At 38.1% G+C, this 20,081-nt stretch carries 9 protein-coding genes; 5 read left to right on the forward strand and 4 right to left on the reverse strand.

Annotated elements, in window-relative coordinates; all coding sequences use genetic code 11:
- The first annotated feature begins 14 nt into the window (after positions 1–14).
- From sprA to DXB63_RS04985, 3 genes are all read left to right on the forward strand, one after another.
- The gene (gene sprA, locus DXB63_RS04975; RefSeq protein WP_122125301.1) at positions 15–7,406 is read left to right on the forward strand and encodes a cell surface protein SprA; all 7,392 of its coding nucleotides are present in this window, start codon (positions 15–17) and stop codon (positions 7,404–7,406) included.
- 211 nt (positions 7,407–7,617) lie between these two features.
- Positions 7,618–8,541: a radical SAM protein gene (locus DXB63_RS04980; protein ID WP_233522793.1), complete on the forward strand. Its 924-nt coding sequence runs from the start codon at positions 7,618–7,620 to the stop codon at positions 8,539–8,541.
- A gap of 18 nt (positions 8,542–8,559) precedes the next feature.
- Positions 8,560–9,714, forward strand: coding sequence for a DUF4468 domain-containing protein (locus DXB63_RS04985; RefSeq protein ID WP_122125303.1), 1,155 nt, complete (start codon positions 8,560–8,562; stop codon positions 9,712–9,714).
- Positions 9,715–9,796: 82 nt separating this feature from the next.
- Here the strand turns inward: DXB63_RS04985 and DXB63_RS04990 are convergent, their stop codons facing one another.
- From DXB63_RS04990 to DXB63_RS05005, 4 genes are read right to left on the reverse strand one after another with little or no spacing between them, the layout of a single operon-like run.
- Positions 9,797–10,768, reverse strand: a complete 972-nt coding sequence (locus DXB63_RS04990; protein ID WP_122125304.1) for a DUF4466 family protein — start codon at positions 10,766–10,768, stop codon at positions 9,797–9,799.
- 24 nt (positions 10,769–10,792) lie between these two features.
- Positions 10,793–11,200, reverse strand: coding sequence for a hypothetical protein (locus DXB63_RS04995; protein ID WP_122125494.1), 408 nt, complete (start codon positions 11,198–11,200; stop codon positions 10,793–10,795).
- Between the two features lie 20 nt (positions 11,201–11,220).
- Complete coding sequence (locus DXB63_RS05000) at positions 11,221–13,062, reverse strand: RagB/SusD family nutrient uptake outer membrane protein (RefSeq protein WP_122125305.1); 1,842 nt, start codon at positions 13,060–13,062, stop codon at positions 11,221–11,223.
- 20 nt (positions 13,063–13,082) lie between these two features.
- Entirely contained in the window at positions 13,083–16,163 is a 3,081-nt protein-coding gene (locus tag DXB63_RS05005; RefSeq protein ID WP_122125306.1) for a TonB-dependent receptor, read from the reverse strand.
- 379 nt (positions 16,164–16,542) lie between these two features.
- On the opposite strand from DXB63_RS05005, the gene DXB63_RS05010 reads away from it, so the two are divergent.
- A complete protein-coding gene (locus tag DXB63_RS05010; protein WP_122125307.1) occupies positions 16,543–17,394 on the forward strand; it encodes a T9SS type A sorting domain-containing protein in 852 nt (283 codons plus the stop codon).
- 428 nt (positions 17,395–17,822) lie between these two features.
- The gene (locus tag DXB63_RS05015; protein WP_122125308.1) at positions 17,823–19,976 is read left to right on the forward strand and encodes a cadherin-like beta sandwich domain-containing protein; all 2,154 of its coding nucleotides are present in this window, start codon (positions 17,823–17,825) and stop codon (positions 19,974–19,976) included.
- Positions 19,977–20,081: the final 105 nt, after the last annotated feature.

Consider the following 20,081-nt stretch of genomic DNA (forward strand, 5'->3'; position numbering starts at 1 on the left):
TTCCCAATGAATTGATGAAACGTTCGCTCAGAAAAATACTTTATATCCTACTGACAGTTTGCAGTTTCCACGCTATCGCATCTATCGGTTCAAACTCATTATCACCAATGAGTAAAGAACTCTCCGTTCCTGCCGACAAAGCGGAAGAAGATACGATTAAGCCTCGTTATTCTGTTCGAAAGACAGCGGTGGAGACATTGGAGGACATGAAGCAACCAACTGCCGACCTTAAAAGCCCGGATAACCTGAAAACAGAAGTTACGTATGACGAGAAAGCAAACAAGTATATTATAGGTACTAAAGCGGGAGAAGATTATGTGAATGTCCCTCTGCACCTTACACCGGAAGAATACGCTGAATGGAGTATGAAAAAGTCGTTGGAAGAGTTCTATCGTTCCAAAACCGCAGAAGCATTTACAACAGGAGACGGAAAAGACAAATTCAACTTTGCAGACATGAAGTTCGACATCGGTCCGGCTGAAAAAATATTCGGACCGGGTGGTGTGCAAATCAAGACACAAGGAAGTGCGGAACTGAGCTTCGGCGGCAGACTGGAGAAACGCGATAATCCGGCCGTACCCGAACGGGCAAGAAAATCATTTGGTTTCGACTTCGATGAAAAAATCAATATCAATGTGAACGGTAAAGTAGGTGACAAAGTAAACATGAATATGAACTACAACACCGATGCCACTTTTGACTTTGATACCAAGAAGATTAAATTAAAATATGAAGGTAAAGAGGACGAGATAATCAAGCTATTGGAAGCCGGAAACGTAAGTATGCCTACCAACAGCTCGCTTATACGCGGTGCATCGTCTCTATTCGGTATTCGCGCCGACTTGCAATTCGGAAAGCTCAAGTTACAAACAGTAATATCTCAACAAGAATCCGAATCCAAAACCGTAACCTCCAAAGGAGGAGCACAAACTACAGATTTTGAAATTACCGTAGACAATTACGATGAAAACCGTCATTTCTTCCTTGCACACTATTTTCGTGATACGTATGACAGGAATATGACGCAGCTACCTAATATTATGTCCGGAATCACCATCGGACGTATAGAGGTGTGGATCACCAATAAAAAAGGTAATTATGATAATCCAAGAAATATTATCGGGTTTACTGATCTCGCAGAATTCGAACATATTACTCCCGATCGACCATGGTCAGCAAAAGGAGTAGAAAAATACCCGTCTAACAGTGCCAATAGTTTATATGAACTGCTTAACAGTAAGCAATACGAGGATATCCGCGACATTGAAAAGACAATGAATATACTCGACAATGCTCATTTGGAAGCAAGTATGGATTATGAAAAAATAGAAAGTGCACGTCTGTTAAGCAGTTCCGAATACACATTAAATCAAAAACTCGGATATATCTCACTCAAACAAACATTACAGCCTGACGAAGTATTAGCCGTTGCCTTTGAATATACTAAAGGAGGAAAACGGTATCAAGTCGGCGAATTTGCAGCAGATATTCCGGATACAAAGAAAGCCTTATTCTTAAAACTACTAAAGAATACATCCAACTCTCCGGCTTCTACCAGTTGGGATTTAATGATGAAAAACGTTTATTCATTAAATGCCTATCAGGTACAGAGCGATAAATTCCGCTTGGACATTCTATACCAAAGCGATACCGCCGGAGTTTATCTCAATTATATACCGGAAGGAAAAATTAAAAAAAGGCCATTACTAAGTGTTATGAACCTTGACCGTCTGGATAATAACAACCAGCGTCAGCCAAACGGATTCTTCGATTTTGTGGAAGGATATACAATCATAGCACAAAACGGTAGAATCTTCTTCCCGGTTGTTGAACCGTTCGGTAAACACTTACGAGACTCCATTGGTGATGATGCCATAGCAGATAAATATGTGTTCCAGGAGCTTTATGATTCTACAAAGACCACAGCAAAACAGATTGCCGAGAAGAATAAATTTAAATTAAAAGGTAAATACAGGGCATCATCCGGTTCCGAAATCCAACTGGGAGCAATGAATATTCCTGCAGGATCAGTGCACGTGACGGCAGGAGGACAGACACTAATCGAAAATTCAGATTATAGTGTTGACTATACAATGGGTGTTGTCACCATATTGAATCAAAGTATTATCGATGCAGGAACAGCCATCAGTGTAAACTTGGAAAGTAATACCAATTACAGTATGCAACGAAAGACGATGGTCGGCATGAATTTCATGTATGATTTTACCAAGAACTTCCAGATAGGCGGTACCGTCATGCACTTAAGCGAAAAGCCATTGACCAGTAAAGTATCAATGGGAGACGAACCGATTTCCAATACTTTATGGGGATTGAATACTGCATGGAAACAAGAGTCCCAATGGCTCACAAACATGATTGATAAGATTCCTTTCATCAATGTGACCCAACCGTCAAACATCAGCTTCAATGCGGAATTTGCACAGCTGATACCGGGACATGCGAAAGGGATTCAGGATAATGCATCTTACATTGATGACTTTGAGTCAACCAAAACAGGTATCGACGTTCGCTCACCTTCTTACTGGATGTTGGCAAGTACCCCTTCTACATTTAGTGAATATAAAAAAACAAATGATATCTCTTATGGTTACAACAGAGCCTTGCTAAGTTGGTATACGATCGATCCACTTTTTACAAGGAAAAATAACAGCTTGACTCCAAGCCATATTAAAAATGATATCGAGCAGTTATCCAATCACTATGTACGTGAAGTTTATCAAAGTGAATTATTCCCTAATAAAGAACAAACTTATGGTTCTTCATCTACTCTATCCATACTTAACCTGGCCTACTATCCGGAAGAAAGAGGACCATACAATCTGGATACGGACCTTACTCCCGACGGTAAATTAACCAATCCGGAGAAAAGATGGGGAGGTATGATGAGAAGACTAGATACCAGTGACTTTGAAACGGCAAATATCGAATACATTGAATTCTGGATGCTGGACCCGTTTATCTATGAATCAGAAGACACAAGAAAACGAGGAGGTAAATTTGTCATCAATCTTGGAGAAGTATCGGAAGATGTACTGAAAGACGGTAAGAAATTCTATGAAAACGGACTTCCGATAGATGGTGATACGACAAAAGTTTATTCAACCGTATGGGGACGCGTTCCGAAAGATAGAAGTATTGTATATGCCTTTGATAATTCCAATATCGATAAACAAGATTTAGGTCTAAACGGATTATCATCTGAGGATGAAAAAAACTATCCGACTTATAAGAACTATCTGGACGCTATACAAGGTAAGGTTTCACCTGAAGTATTTTCTAAATTTCAAGAAGACCCCGCCGGTGACAACTATCGTCACTATCGCGGAGCAAGTATGGACGAAAGACAGGCCTCCATACTCGATCGCTATAAATATTATAACGGAACAGAAGGCAATTCAATGGCTACGGACGATATGGCTCCCAAAATTGGTCCTGATATTGAAGATATCAACCAAGACAACACCATGAATGAGACGGAGAAATATTATGAATATACTATAGAGCTGGACCCTTCTACGATGCAAGTCGGCTCCAATAATATTACTAATATCAGAGAGGCTGCGGTAAAACTCCGTAACGGAGAAAGACCCGTAGTAAAATGGTATCAGTTCAAAATACCTGTAAAATCAGGAAAATCAGTCAACGGTATAAAAGATTTCAAGTCCATACGTTTCATGCGTATGTATCTTACCGACTTTACTCAACCTATTATTCTGCGTTTTGCAACAATGGAATTGGTACGCGGTGAATGGCGTACCTACGAGCAAGCATTGTCTACCTCGTCTACATCAAGCGGTACACTCGATGTTTCTTCCGTGAATATTGAAGAAAATAATGAAAAAGAGCCGGTCAATTATGTGTTGCCTCCGGGTATATCACGGGTAATAGATCCTAGTCAGCCACAGCTCCGTCAGGAAAACGAACAGGCTATGAGTCTAAAAGTAACCAACTTGGCTCCGGGTGATGCGCGTGCCGTATATAAAAATGCAGGAATGGATATGCGTCAGTACAAGAGACTGAAGATGTTTGTCCATGCTGAAAAATTAATCGGTGATATGAACTTGGAAGACGACCAAGTATCTATGTTCATTCGTTTAGGTTCAGACTATAAGAACAACTATTACGAATACGAAATCCCATTGAAACTAACTCCGGAAGGTAAGTATGACGGATATACCTCAGCCGGATGTCTGGCTGTATGGCCACAGGAAAATATGTTGGATATTCCTTTCTCTGTACTGACCGATATTAAAAAGGAGCGAAATACGGAAAAGAACTCCGGTGCTTCAGACGTCAGTTACAGTAAAGTTTACAGTTCTTATGATCCGGACAAACCGGCAAATAAGGTAAGTATTATCGGTAACCCGAGTTTAGCTGAAGTTAAAACCATTATGATAGGTGTACGCAATAACTCACGCTCCACCCAATCGGCAGAAATATGGGTAAATGAGTTACGTCTTACGGATTTCAACGAAGAAGGTGGATGGGCAGCACAAGGAAACCTAAACGTACAATTATCGGACTTAGGTACGATAAATGTAGGAGGTCATGTAGAAACTGCCGGCTTCGGTGGATTAGAGCAAAGCGTCAGCGAACGGAGACTGGATGATTATTATCAGTATAACTTTACGACAAGTTTTGAATTGGGTAAATTCTTCCCGGCCAAAGCAAAAGTAAGTGCACCGATTTACTTCTCTTATTCTAAGGAGTTGACAAGTCCTAAATACAATCCGTTGGATCAGGATATTTTGTTGAAAGATGCATTAAAGACACTTTCTACCCAACATCAAAAAGACTCTTTAAAGAATATAGCACAAGAAGTTTCCATATACAAAAATTTCAGTATAAGTAATGTGCGAGTGGATATTTCCAGCAAAAATCCGATGCCTTACGATCCGGCAAACTTTACTCTTGGATATTCTTTTACCAAACACCGTAATCAAGGAAATACCACAGCATGGGAATTGGAAAACGATTGGAGAGGAAACTTCGGATATGCCTATTCTCCGGCAGTACCGGCATGGGAACCGTTCAAGAAAATAAAGAGTAAATCAAAATGGATGCGTATTTTTAAAGAGTTTGGTATTAACTATTTACCACAGAATATATCATTCAATACGGATATGTCACGCCACTATTATGAACTTCAAATGCGTGACCTTGAAAATACCTACGGCGGTGAGAATGAAATTCCAATCTCTACCTCCAAAGAATTCCTTTGGAATCGTGAATTCGCGTTGCGTTGGGATTTAACAAAAGCATTGAAACTAAATTTCACATCCGCCACACACGCAAGAATAGAAGAGCCATACGGTGTAGTAAACAAAGACTTATATCCGGATGAATACGCTGCATGGAAAGACTCTATTAAACACAGTCTGCTTTCTTTCGGACGTCCGTTAGATTATCAACAGACATTTAATGCCAGCTATCAAGTTCCATTAAACAAATTACCTATATTTGATTGGATTACATCCGACGCCAAGTTCTCTTCTTCTTATAACTGGGACAGAGGAGTAGAATTGGAAGATGGAGCAACAATGGGAAATACAATTGCCAATCAACGTTCATTTGACATAAACGGACGTTTTAATTTGGAAATGCTTTACAATAAAGTACCGTTCTTGAAAGCTACAAATAAAAAATTTGCTTCAAGCAGTAGATCCAGCAGTAGTAGAAATAATAATAACAAAAACCAAAAAGATAAAAAAGAGAAAGTTAAGAAATTCGAGAAAGAGATTCAGCTTAAACAAGATACAACCATAGCGCTATCACATAAGCTCAACACTAAACGCCTAAAAGTAACGGCACTTACGCAAGCAGGGAAACGTTATATTTTAAAATATAAGGTAAAAGATGCCAATCAGATAATCATCAATAACCGGGACTCTATAAAAATTAAAGTAACAGTTATACCCGGAGAGAAGCCGGATGAAAAGACTTGGTACAAAATGGCGCAATATGCTACACGTTTTGCGATGATGGTCCGTAACGTTAGTATTACGTACCGTAACACCTATGCCATGACTTTACCGGGATTTATACCCGAAATAGGCGATATGCTAGGGCAAACGAAACAAGGAGGAGTATTTGCTCCGGGACTGGATTTTGCATTTGGTATGCAAGGTGACAGCTATATTGCCAAAGCAAAGCGGAACAATTGGCTTATAGATAATGATTCTATCGTAGATCCGGCAACAAGTAATGCATTAGAAGATTTACAGATACGTGTGACTTTAGAACCATTTAAGGATTTTAAAATCGATTTAAATGCCAGTCGTACTGTCAACAAATCAAGGAGTATTCAATATCAGTTTGACGGCATTGAAAGTCAAAGTGGTAATTTCAACATGACGGTAATCACAATAGGAAGTGCATTCGGGAAAAGTAATGCAGGTAATGGTTATCATTCTAAAACATTTGATAAATTCCTAAACAACCTCGACGTTATCCAAAAACGTGTCGAGGCTCAGTATAGCGGAGCTTATTATCCAAGTACAAATAATAAATTTGATGCTAGCAAAACACCTATAAACAAATATTCACCGGACGTTATGATACCGGCATTTCTTGCGGCATATACAGGACGTAATTCCAATAGCTCATCTTTGGATTTCTTCCCTAAATTGTTCTCAATGATGCCTAACTGGAAAATTACTTATAGTGGATTAAGCAAACTGGATTTCTTTAAACGCTATTTCAAGAGCTTTAATATCAACCATGGTTATCGTAGCCTCTACTCAGTAGGTTCATATAACACTTATCAAAGTTTCTTGAGTTATATGGGTGATATTGGTTTTATAGAGGATGTTACCAACGGAAGTCATATACCGTCAAGTATCTATGATATTAGTTCGGTTTCCATCAATGAACAATTCTCTCCGCTTATTGGAGTAGATATGACATTTAACAATAATATTACAGCCAAAGTAGAATACAAGAAAACACGCGTATTAAACTTAAGTATGGCTGCAAACCAACTTGTAGAAAGCGGGTCGAAAGACTTCGTCATTGGATTAGGATACAAAATTGCAGACCTTAAACTATTCAGTGGAGGAGGTGGTGGAAACAAAGGAAGAGGAAATAACAAAGGGGGCAAGAATAATCAGCAAAATCCTGTCAGCAACGATTTAAACATACGTGCAGATTTCTCATTAAGAAACCAATCCGCACTATGTCGCGACATACAAGCTGCTACGACACAAGCTACCAGCGGAAATAAAGCGCTTAAGCTTTCTTGTTCTGCGGACTATACCTTCTCCCGATTACTGACAATACGTTTATACTATGATCGGGAAAAGAGCATGCCGCTTGTATCATCAGCTTCATATCCGGTGACAAGTTCTGACTTCGGTGTAGCACTCAAGTTTTCTTTAACACGATAAATAATTATAAATATTAAAATACATAGCTAATTTCAAAACATAATGAAGGAATAAAAAGTCATCAGAATTCATGATTAATCCCTGAAATAATAAATATCCGGAAAATACTTATTTCTGACACTTTGTTTCCATATCAACCCATAAGTTCAGGTAACTCATTCTTTTTCTTTGGCATAATATACAATTAGTGCTAAAAAGAATTACCTTTGCAATGGTATTAATAACGACAGACGATATCTTTATGAACAAGGTCCTATACATTGCTGGATGGTTTTTCAAAGCTAAATTCTTAGGATGGAGACGACCGTTGCAATCAGTGATTTTCATTTCGGATCAATGCAACTTAAAATGTAAACACTGTAACATACGCAACTCAAGTAATCCACACGTAAAAACCTACAGACAAATACGTGAAGAGCTGGAATACTGCTATATGCTGGGTTCCCGTTTTATTGACATAAAAGGAGGGGAGCCAATGATATGGCGGGACGGAGAAGAAACGATCAATGACCTATGCCTATTGGCTAGACGAATTGGTTTCTACTTCGTCACAGTGACAACTAATGCCCAAAAACCATTTCATGATAATGAGGCAAACCTTATCTGGGTAGAGCTTGATGGTATCGGAGATTGCCACGATGCAATTCACGGAGAAGGGACGTTTGAACGTCTCGAAGAGAATGTAGCCAAGTCCGGTCATCATAAGCTTTACGCAACTATGACTATCAACAATTTGAACTATAAAAATGTTCATGATACGATATTGTATGTAAGAGAAAGTCCGTATTTTCAATCTATATCACTGAATTTTCATACTCCTTACCAAGGAACTGAAGAATTTATGTTAGATACAGATAAGCGCAAAGAAGTGATAGACATGATCTTAAAAATGAAAAAAGAAGGTTATCCTATTGCTAATTCAAGGTCCGGATTGAAGCTTATGAAAAGAAATAAATTCAAACGGCAATGCTGGATGACAAATTACGTTACAGCTGACGGAACATGGTATCCTTCCTGTCCCGGTTCACGATTTGGAGTATGTGACAATTGTGGTTTCAGTGCGGCTGTAGAAATGAGTAGTAGTTTCTCTTTCAAATTAGATGCAATATGGGCACATATACGATTAAGATTATAACCATATAAAATAACAGCAATGAAAAAATATTTATTTCTACTATTATTATTTACTTCAAGTTTTCTATCAGCTCAAGATGAAAGTAAATATTTAGCGGGAGCAGTACCTGTCGTCGATGGTAAAGTAACATTCACGTATACATTTGAGAATGTGCAGATGTCACAACAACAGATATACGATACTTTACTCAAATGGGCACAAAACCGTTTCAAAACAGAAGAAAAACAAAATTGGGGACGAGTACTCTATTCTAATTTGGAAAAAGGACAGATTGTTTGTCAAGGTTCCGAATATCTAGTATTTGCTGACAAAGCATTATCATTAGACCGTGCAAAAACGAATTATCGTGTTGCTTTCTTTATCTTTCCTTATAAATGCACGATGGAAATATCCAATATAAGCTATATCTACCGGGAAGACAATGAAAAACTTCCTGCAGAAGAGTGGATTACAGACGAATATGCATTGAATAAAGATAAGACTAAATTATCGTATGGCGTTAAGAAATTCCGCATAAAGACTATAGATCTTGTAGAAGAACTTGAAAATAATGTAAGCAAGATACTTGGAAGTAATACAGAAAGTGCTTCCTTACCTCAACAACAAACAGTAAAACCTGTCATCTCGGCAAAAGAAACCACCATAACTGCATCCAACGAAAGCTCTATGCCCGGCTATAAACAAATAGCTCCGGATAAAATACCGGGTAATATCATCAAACTTTTATCCGAAGATTGGATGTTGATTACCGCTAACAATGGAAATGGCTTTAACATGATGACAGCAAGTTGGGGAGGATTAGGACATTTATACGGAAAGCCCGTTGCGTTCTGTTTTATCAATCCATCCCGCTATACTTATCAATTAATGGAAAAAGGTGATACTTATACTTTAAGTTTTTATACGGAAACTTATCGGGATGCATTAAAATATTGCGGTAGCCATTCCGGAAAAGATGAAGATAAAGTTAAAGGTTCCGGCCTTACTCCAATCACAACACCTATGGGAAGTAAATCTTTCGGAGAAGCGTGGATGATTATCGAATGTAGGAAAATGTTATCTCAATCCTTCACTCCGGAAGCATTCAACGATGAAAAACTAAAAAATGAATGGAACGGTAAACCTCTACACAAAATGTATATTGGAGAGATTATTAATGTATGGGTAAAATAAATAGTCCCATCTGCATATTATAATAAAAATCGTGAGTGCTCTTTTTTAGACCACTCACGATTTCAATTTTAACCCCCGACAATTATTTCATCGTATAGCGTTTCATACTTAAAGTTCCTCCCGGGATTGTCAATAAGCTATTCAAATAGATAAAAGCACGATATTTACCGTCCTGTGTTTCAATCCACATACCTCCTTTATCTTTCATATTGACAATATAGTCAGGCATATTAGATAAATCGATTGTTTCAAAATCAATATCATCAATATATGTACCATTGTTCGGTTCATCTGTCAGATGCGAATCTATCATACCAAACTCTCTACGTATTTTAGCATCTCGATTCACTCCTGCAGGTAAGTTTATATCCGGAAGCCATTGGGAATCCGCAGCCGGAGCAGCAAAAGAATGTCCATAAGTGCTTACGCGCTGCCATGTATATATAAGATCTATTTTATCAGGAATAGCAGCCGCCTCCGCTTCATTATAAATGGCCATATCTTCAATGGAAATATAACAATCATCATCATCAAACTTAAGATTACGTACCATTTCCATCTTAGCAATCTTATAAGGCCCCATTACCATAGAAACAGTTTCTCCGTTATCTGCTTTTGCCGAAAAAGTAAAAGAGACAGATTGTCCACGAGCCTCTTCCGGAATCTTGTAATAATACCTTAATGTGGCGGCACAAGTATCCACGCAAAATTCAACTTGCGTCAGCTTATCTTTTGTGGTACACGGATTGCCTACCAGCACAGGAACATCCACTCCTTCAGCATTAGTGTAATAAGAATTATTTTCCAAATAAGTTCCTTCTGCCCCTTTTATACTGGCTTCCACTTGTGCAGACAGAATCTTGCCGGTATGATAGGGTAAAGCCATAGCATAAGCAAAATAAATATTTTCACCTACCACATTCGGTCCCAATGTCCTTTTAAGACAATTATTCTTTAACAATGTATCATCTTTATCATCTTCACAAGCAAAGAAAGAAAAAGACAAACACAATAAAAGAATGAAACTAATAGTTTTATTATATCTTTTCATCATTATTCATTGTTTATAATTAGGACTTTATTTTAAAGGTTGTACAGAAACAAACACTGTATATGTCTTACGAACCTTCCGATTCCCGGAAACAACGGTATACTTCTTTGGATTATCTAAATCCGAGAAATCAGTTATACCTGTAATTTTAGGTTCCAATTTAGCATCTGTCACCAAAGAAAATTGCGGATACAGGTTTCTCAAGTCTGTTCCATACGCCACTACAACTTTAATTGTACAATCTTCATCATCGATTTCCGCATTACCAATCCTTACGGATAAGCGGTCTGTCCCAAGTAAATCAAAATTACTCACATAGCACTCCTCTCTTCCGGTAATCAACAAACCGTCTTCATCAACAGGATTCTCCGTACACCCACTCCATGACAGTGCTATCAAAAGAATAAATAATATGTTTCTGCAATATGTTTTCATATTCATCTATTATAAAATTATTATCTATATGGTTTATTCTGAGTCAAATTCGGATTGCGGTTACGTTCGGATTCCGGAATCTGGAATATATAACAGCGTTCATAAGCCAGACTATTCTGATTGACATAATATTCAGCAACTTGTGCTCCGTAAGTATCATACATCTTCACACCTTTGCCACTAGGTTCACACCATACTTTTTCAATTTCTCTCCATCTCCGTGTATCAAATACGCGTTGCCCCTCTCCTAACAACTCTACAATCCTTTCCTGCTTAATAGCCTCAAAGAAAGCCTCTGAAGTTGCCGTTTTATTAGAGACCAAAGGAGGAAGATTACCTCTATGGCGAATTTTATTCACTAAATTGATAGCATAAGGTTGAGGACCGTTTATGGCATTATCAGCCTCCGCATACATCAAGTATACATCAGCAAGACGTATTACAGGCCAGTTAAAATCTCCGTCAGCTCTTTCTTCACCCGGATAATTCCTCACAAACTTACGGAATACATATCCGGTATTAGTACCATCTGTATTATAAGACATATAAGTTTCACCATTAATAGTAACTTCACTTCCCCACATCTTATAAATATAAGGTACCCATCCCGTTACTTTCTTGGACATTAATCCCTGACAAACCTCATAATCCCACATGATAGAGGCTTTCATGCGATAATCTCTATTCTTGTAACTTTCCGGATTTACCGCCGAATTAGGTTGAGTACGGGCATCCGGTACTGAAGCAGGATTCAACTTCACCAATGCTGCACAATATTCTCCGGTTACCGTAGATTGATATCGATCTGCAATTTCAAAACGAGGTGATACCCAACATTGTGAATTTTCAATACTTCTTCCGGCTAAATCTCTCATCAACTGATCACCCTGTCCGGTATTAGTACCACCATGGTTAAATGCCAATACAAATTCTCCATCACCATTTGCCGTAGGTAAAAACAAATAATAATAATTAGGTAATTTATCGGCTTTGCCTAATTCATCACATTCTCCCGGTTCACCATTTCTGAATAAAGTCAAACCATAGTCATCTATAACTTTCCTGAAATCTTCGGCCGCTGCTTTATAAGCTTTTTTTGCTTCTTCTTCATTCGGAGTAAATGTATCTAACTCCGGCCATCCAAAATGGTTCCAACATGCCCAATAAAGCTCTACCTTTCCACGCAACGCCAATGCTGCCGGTTGGGAGAAACGACCTCGTACAGAAGCCTTTTCCGGTAATTTATCAAATGCATACTGCAAATCATCCAATATATGATTCTTTACTTCAACAAGAGGAGTACGTGATAATTTATCAACTTCCGAATTATCATAAACCCTCCAATCAATATAAGGAACATCACCCCACATCGTTATCAGCCTAAAATAAACCAAGGCTCTCATCAATTTACATTCTCCGATGATAGATTCCAGATTCTTGACTACTTTTTCATTACTTGTATTAGCTATCATTCTTTCGACATTATCAATCACATAGTTTGCACGATTGATACCACCATAACAATATCTATACATTTCAGACCATCCACCGCCATAACCTATCGGACTTATTTCCCAAAGACCTCTATAAGCACGTCCGTCACGTCCTTTACTGTCCAAAAAAGAATTACCTCTTACTCTGACAAACTCTCCCATTCCATCCAGATAATAATCTCGATTAAAAAGCCAGCGTATGTCAGATACCAATCCATTTAATGCCGATTCGGCATCGGATTCTGTTTTCCAATAATTAGAAGACGGAAGATCTACCGTAGGTTCTTGATTTAACAAATCAGCGCAGGAACTAAGTGTCATTATCATCCCGGCAATCAAACCTATATATTTAATATTCATTCGTTTCATAATTTCTGTTTTTCATCCGTTTAAAAACTAAGATTAATACCTACGGAATAGGATTTAGTTATAGGATACAAATCCTGCGAACTAGCTGCTTTCTCAGGATCAAGTCCTTTATAACCGGTAATAGTAAACAGATTTTCTGCAGTTCCGTAGATTCGAAGATTCTCGATAAAACATTTTCTAGTCCATTTCTTTGGGAATGTATACCCCAGCATAAGGTTCTTCATTCTCACATAAGTCATATTCTCCAACCAAAAGTCAGATTCCGTTTTATTCGTAACCAAGCCTCCCAAACGAGGCCATTCCCCATTTCTATTTTCCCATGACCAAGGTTTGTTCCACTGATCCCAATTGGAAGCATAACGTTTATCCGGCAAAATCACCTCCGTATATTTATTATTCCAGAAGTCTTTTCGTCCCGCAGATCCCTGGAACAATAAGGATAAATCAAATCCTTTCCATGCCATCTGTAGATTCAACGCAAAGTTTGTAGTCGGCATATCCCGCTGGAAGTTGGTATCAGCAATTTTATCATTCCCATCAATACGTCCGTCACCATTTGTATCCAAACGAATTATATCTCCCGGAGCCACTCCCTGCGGAGTTGCGTTGTATGAATCACTCCAAGTCTGCGCCAATCCACGATCCGGCTGACTATACACAAAGTGATAAGGCATATCTATATAAACATACCCTTTATCCAGAAATTCGCCCCACTTCTCCAGGTTAGTACGGTTGTAAGATATATTAAAATTAACTGAGTAAGTAAAATCGGCAACATTATCTCTCCATGTCAAATTAGCTTCAAAGCCTCTGTTACGCAGTGTTCCCAAATTCGCCATAGGTGCTTCATAAGCTCCGGTCAGCAAGATAGACATTTGCGATTTCTGCAACATACCGGTAGTTAAACGGTCATAATAATCAAACTCCGTAGATAATTTACCGTCAAAAAACATCAAATCCAATCCTAAGTTAAATACTCCTGTAGATTCCCATGTTAAGTCCGGATTCAGCATCTTAGAATAGACAAAACCTTTTGCAATAGAGCCATCCAGCATATAATTATTCTGATAAAGCACTTCTTGTTGCTGATATCTGCCAATACCACTATTATTACCCAATTTACCATAAGAGCCACGAAGTTTTCCACTTGCCAGCCATTTCCCCACATAAGGTTTGATGAAAGGCTCCTCGCTAAATCTCCATCCTAAAGCCGCCGATGGGAAGAAACCATACTGATGTCCGGGTTGGAATTTAGAGGAACCATCCACACGAAAGTTTAGTTCAAGTAAATATCTGTCATAAGCAGAATAATTAATACGCCCGATATAAGAACGAAGCCCTTCGGCAGAGGAATTACCGGAAGTAGATTGTGTTCCGGATAATGCCGCATCTATCTCAGATAAAGAAGGATGAATTCGGTCCTGCCGGTATGACATTTGATAGCGGTCATGCCAATACTCTTCACTATATACAAACATCGCATTAAGATCATGATGTTTGGCAAATACCGTATGATAATTCAAGCGTGCATTCAGCAATGTCTTATAACCGGTAGTAGTCTGATCTGTAACTCCGGCATTATCTGTCACATATTCTCTGATTCCATACGAATCCGTTTGGAAATTATAAGAACGATTAGGTATTTCCGCTTCTTTATAAAACTGATTATAATACTTCAAACCATAATCTACGCGTGCAACCAATCCTTTCACGGGTTCCCAATCCAGATAAAAAGAAGCATTCAGTTCTTGCCTGTCTTTCTTCTTCAACTGATTAGTGAAGAAACTCAATGGATTAAATGCCTGCGGGTCTTCACCATACGCCATCACACCACCATAAACATCCAAAACAGGGTCATAAGGATAAATACCTGCAATAGCACTTTGCATATCTAAGTTAGAATCACTTGTAAAACCATTGTCCAGAGCATATTGAAAATTACTCCAGTTTCCATCAAAACGGAATCCGGTATTCACATTCTTCATCACTTTATAGTCAAAATTGAAACGGGCATTATAACGATCATAATCATTATTAATCTGTAATCCCTTTTGTTTCATATACCCCACAGATGCATAGAAGTTTGATTTATCACTTCCACCGGTTGCCGAAACATTATAATTCTGAATAGAACCGGTACGCATAATATAATCCCACCAATCTGTATTCGGATAACGCTTTTCATCAATCATTCCCAGTGCAAGCCACTGGTCAATTGTTCCATCCTTAAAATTCTGGTTTTCTCCATTTTTACCGGGATTGGTAGAAGAAGAAATCTGCTGTAAAGTCAGAGCCATTGGATAGTTAGATATGAAATCATAAGTATTGGTAGGCTTTTCCCAGCCATAAGAGCCGGAAAAAGAAATCTGTGTTTTCTCCAAACCTTTACCGGATTTAGTTTTGACAAGTATTACACCATTTGCTGCACGAGAACCGTACACTGAAGAAGCTGTAGCATCTTTCAACACGGTGATACTTTCTATATCATTCATATTTAATCGGTTAATATCGGCATCCGGCATATCATCCACTACAATCAACGGATCGGCATTATTAATAGTACCCAATCCGCGAATCAGCAATTTTGCGGAGTTATTTCCCGCCATACCGGAACTTTGATTTACTGACAATCCCGGCATCAATCCTTGTAAAGCAGAAGAAACATTTGCAACCGAACGTCCGGCAAGGGCCTCATCGACAGAGATCGCAGCTACGGAACCGGTCAAATTCACTTTCTTCTGGCTACCATATCCCACAACCACTACTTGATCCATCAAAATAGATTCTTCCTCAAGAGAAACATTTATCACCCTTTGACTTCCAACCTTAATTTCTTTTGTTTTATAACCGATATAAGAAAAGGAAAGAACTGCATTATTATCAGGAACCTGAATAGAATATTTTCCGTCGACATCGGTTATTGTCCCTATTGTAGTATTTTTTATCACAACCCCTACTCCAATGAGAGGTTCTTTATTCGGATCAAGTACTTCACCTTTTATAATGCGCGACTGTGCCCACAACGTAGACCCTGCAACACATAATACAAATAAAATACCGGCGATCCTTCTTTTTATTATATTTTCGCTTTTAGTAATCATACAATATTAGTATTAGATTTTTAAAGTAAATCATTAACTTATTTAATTCGTGAATATTATAATCACATCACAAATATCACATTCTCTTAACCTCAGTTTTACTCTTAGAATAGCCTCCTTTCTTTATTAACTGTTTATAACCACTTTTATGTTATTCACAAAATAACCTCTTTTCAGTCTAGTTTCATAGAAGAATATTTCATATTTATATAAGAATACAATAAAGATAGATAAAGGTCACAAGAAAACGGGGAAAATACACAATTAAAACAATATTCTTATAGAAAATAACAATATTGTTATAGCCGAAGGGATTTCTTTTCTATTACTTTGCCTATAACAAAACAATCAATTTCATTAACATTAAAATTACAACATTATGAAAAAAATTACTAACTTAATCGCCGTTACAGCCTTGTTATGCTGTTCACAATTTGCAAATGCACAGGAGCCAACCGTAGCCGCACCAACTCCCGGTTATCCGGAAACAGACGTTATTGCATTTTATGGAAAAACTTATGCACCGGCTGCTGAGAACAAACTACAACTACGTACTAATTGGGGACTTAAAGAAGAAAACTTTGTGGATGATTATATAAACAAAGATGCGGTTCTACACATGATTAATCTGGAATGGTCTGCTTTTTCTATTGATGGTAATGCCAATGTTACTGACTACGACTACCTCCATTTCGATTTTTGGGTAGACCAAGATTGCAAATTTGTTATATCCGTTACATGGAATTTCCCGGAAATGGGAGATGGCTATAGTGACATCTTCGATCTAAAAGCAAACGAATGGAACTCGATGGATTTTCCTATTAAGAGTTTTGACTGGCCTGTAGAAAATAAGAACTATGTCATCAATGGTTTCAGATTAGGTAGTAGAGACGGCGAATATGAAGAACTTTCAAAACAATATGCTCCTAATATCTATGTATCAAACATTTTTGCTTATAAAGGCGAGCCGGGTGTTACAGGTATTAATTCTGCAAAAGCAAACGTTGAAACAAACGTTTATCCTACTACTGTAACAGACTATATAACCATTAATTCAAAAGAAATGGTTGAATCAGTAAATATCTACAATGTAAGCGGTTTGTTAACCGGTAGTTACAACATGGCAGGAGAAAATCAGATTAATCTGTCTGCATTACAAGCCGGTTCATACATCGTTTCTATAAAATTAGCTAATGGAGAAACCGTAAGCAAGCATATCATCAAATTATAAATAGATAAAGGTTAATTATAACTTATGAATGCATATCCCGGAATTGTTACGTTCCGGGATATTTTTTTCAATAAGCCAAGCCTCATTCCTCCCCCGATATTTATAGGGAATAAATATTAATATCTTTCATTTTATATGCCCTCAGAACAACTATTATCAGAAACACCTTGACGCTTTACAAAGCATAAGGACGATTGAAGCCAAACATACGGTCGATTAAAAACAAACGTACGGTCCTTTGTTCACAAACTCCTATCGTTTGCAAACAAAGGACCGTATGCTGAATAGCAGGTACCAACAATACCATCGTTAAAAGTAGAAGTATATGATTGAATATAATATTCTGGTATAAATAAACAATAATCTTATATCCGTTCTATACTGAAAAACCTTTCTTTGCTACCATATAAACCATTATTAATAATATTATGAAGAGAATTGTTACTATGCTTTGCGCAGCAGTTTTTGCTACCGCATCATTACTGGGAAAGAGTATGGAAAATGACTCAAAAACACTAGTCGTAAAACCTGTTTTTACAACTACACAGAACACCACTACCGACTGGGGAGGTAGTATCGATGTAGCCAGTGTCGACCCCAGATACGAGATGTCTAAAGTTGACGGTACAGATAATCTATACAAATGTACCATAAAGTTAAATGCTTATTTCAAAACCAATAAATGGAAAGGTTCGCTTGGTGAAGAATACAATCCTGAAAGTCCGAATGAAGGATGGAATAATGAACATTGGTTTGTTGTGGTATATCAGGACAATTATGGCGACCAAGTAGATAAAAACAATCCCAATGCCGCAGACAAATCGCAATCATTCAAGATTGAAGAAGACGGTACAGAAGTAACATTCTACGCAGTCATTAATGCCGACGATAAAATAAGATCGTATTGTGATGCGCAAGCTCCTACCATTAGCATTCAAAACAACAGTGCCGGCAATGTCACCCTACCGGCGGCCATAGGAGAAACAACGACAAGTGCCCCCATCTATATCGATGGTAGCGGAAAGATAGAAATAGCAGCAAATAATCATATCTTTAACCCGGATGGAAAAGCCGGTAAATATGCTGTATATTCAAGAGGAAATCATGTTTTCAAGATTGATTTTACTACTATCTCCTATTCAATAACCAAGATACTAGACAATGTGACGAATCCTCAAATACAAATCGGAAATGAAGAAGCCATATCTGCACCGACAACAGTAACAAATATCGGAACATTCACGGCCAACAACCCTCTCCATTTTGCCGCAAAAATTAATGGAGCCAGTGCAACAACCAGCCCTTTCAAAGTAGAAGATGTGGAAGCCAATCTATATTATGAGATTATTCCTACCGGAGAGACAAACGGTACAGAAGTTAAAGTTCCACTAAAAACAACGGCACAAGATGAACAAACAGTTGCGACGTGGGAAAGTGATGCTTTGAATTTATCAGAAGGATTGGCCGATGGTGAATATACATTAAAGTTCTGGTACGAAGCAAACGCTCTTGGAAATACAATTATCGATGATAATAACGGAGAGAAATACACCGTTTCATTCTCCTCATACAACGGACTTATCCTTAATACCTTAGAAGTATCCAAAGGTACATTAACACCAGAGTTTGCCTCAAACGTACTGGATTATACCGTAAATGTAGAAAGAGATATTGCAGCCATCACGTTCACTGCTACCGCAGCGTCTAATATGGAAATATCCGGCCATACCGGAGAGCAGGCTTTAGATTTCGGAACGAATAATTTCGCCATCACCGTGCGTCCTCAAGGTGTAGATAACGTTTCCGAAACATATAATATAACAGTCAACAGGGCTAAAAACAATGACGCTACTTTAAGTGAATTAAGCGTTACCGAAGGAACTCTCACTCCGGCATTCAGCCCTGAAGTACTGGAATATACCGTAGACGTAGCAAACGATGTTACAACGATAAGCGTAACCGCAACCGTTAACGACACCAATGCATCCGTAACAGGAACAGGAGAACATGCGCTTGAAGCCGGTGACAACACATTGGAGATTACTGTTACCGCACAAGACGGAACAGTCCAAACTTATACTATAGTTGTAAACAGAGCAAAAAGCAGTGATGCTACTTTAAGTGCATTAAGTGTCACTCAAGGAACTCTCACTCCGGCATTCAGCCCTGAAGTATTAGAATATACCGTAGATGTGGAAAATAATATCACAATAATAGGTGTGACTGCTACAACGAATGATGCCAATGCATCTGTAACAGGGGCAGGAGATCATGTACTGACCACCGGTGAAAACACATTGAAGGTAGTAGTTACCGCACAAGACGAATCTACTCAAACTTATACCATCGTTGTAAACAGAGCAAAGCCAAACGGTATCAATCAAGTAGATGCAGAAGTTAAAATAACAGTTGAGAATGGTACTATCCATGCTATATTTGATCAAGTAACTTCTATTCGTTTATATACAATCTCCGGATTATTGTTAGATACAACAGATACTACAGATTATACACAAGCCGTAACTAAAGGACTTTACATTCTGTCTGTAAATGGAAAACCTTATAAAATCCTGGTAGAATAGAAGACAATCATAAAAGGGAAGCGTCAAAAGTAAAAATATTTTTGACATAAATTACAAAGACAACGCGGACTTAGTTAACATAAGCTCCGCGTTATCTGTATAATA

The sequence above is a fragment of the Bacteroides sp. OM05-12 genome (genome assembly GCF_003438995.1).
In the GTDB taxonomy this organism is placed as follows: Bacteria; Bacteroidota; Bacteroidia; order Bacteroidales; family Bacteroidaceae; genus Bacteroides.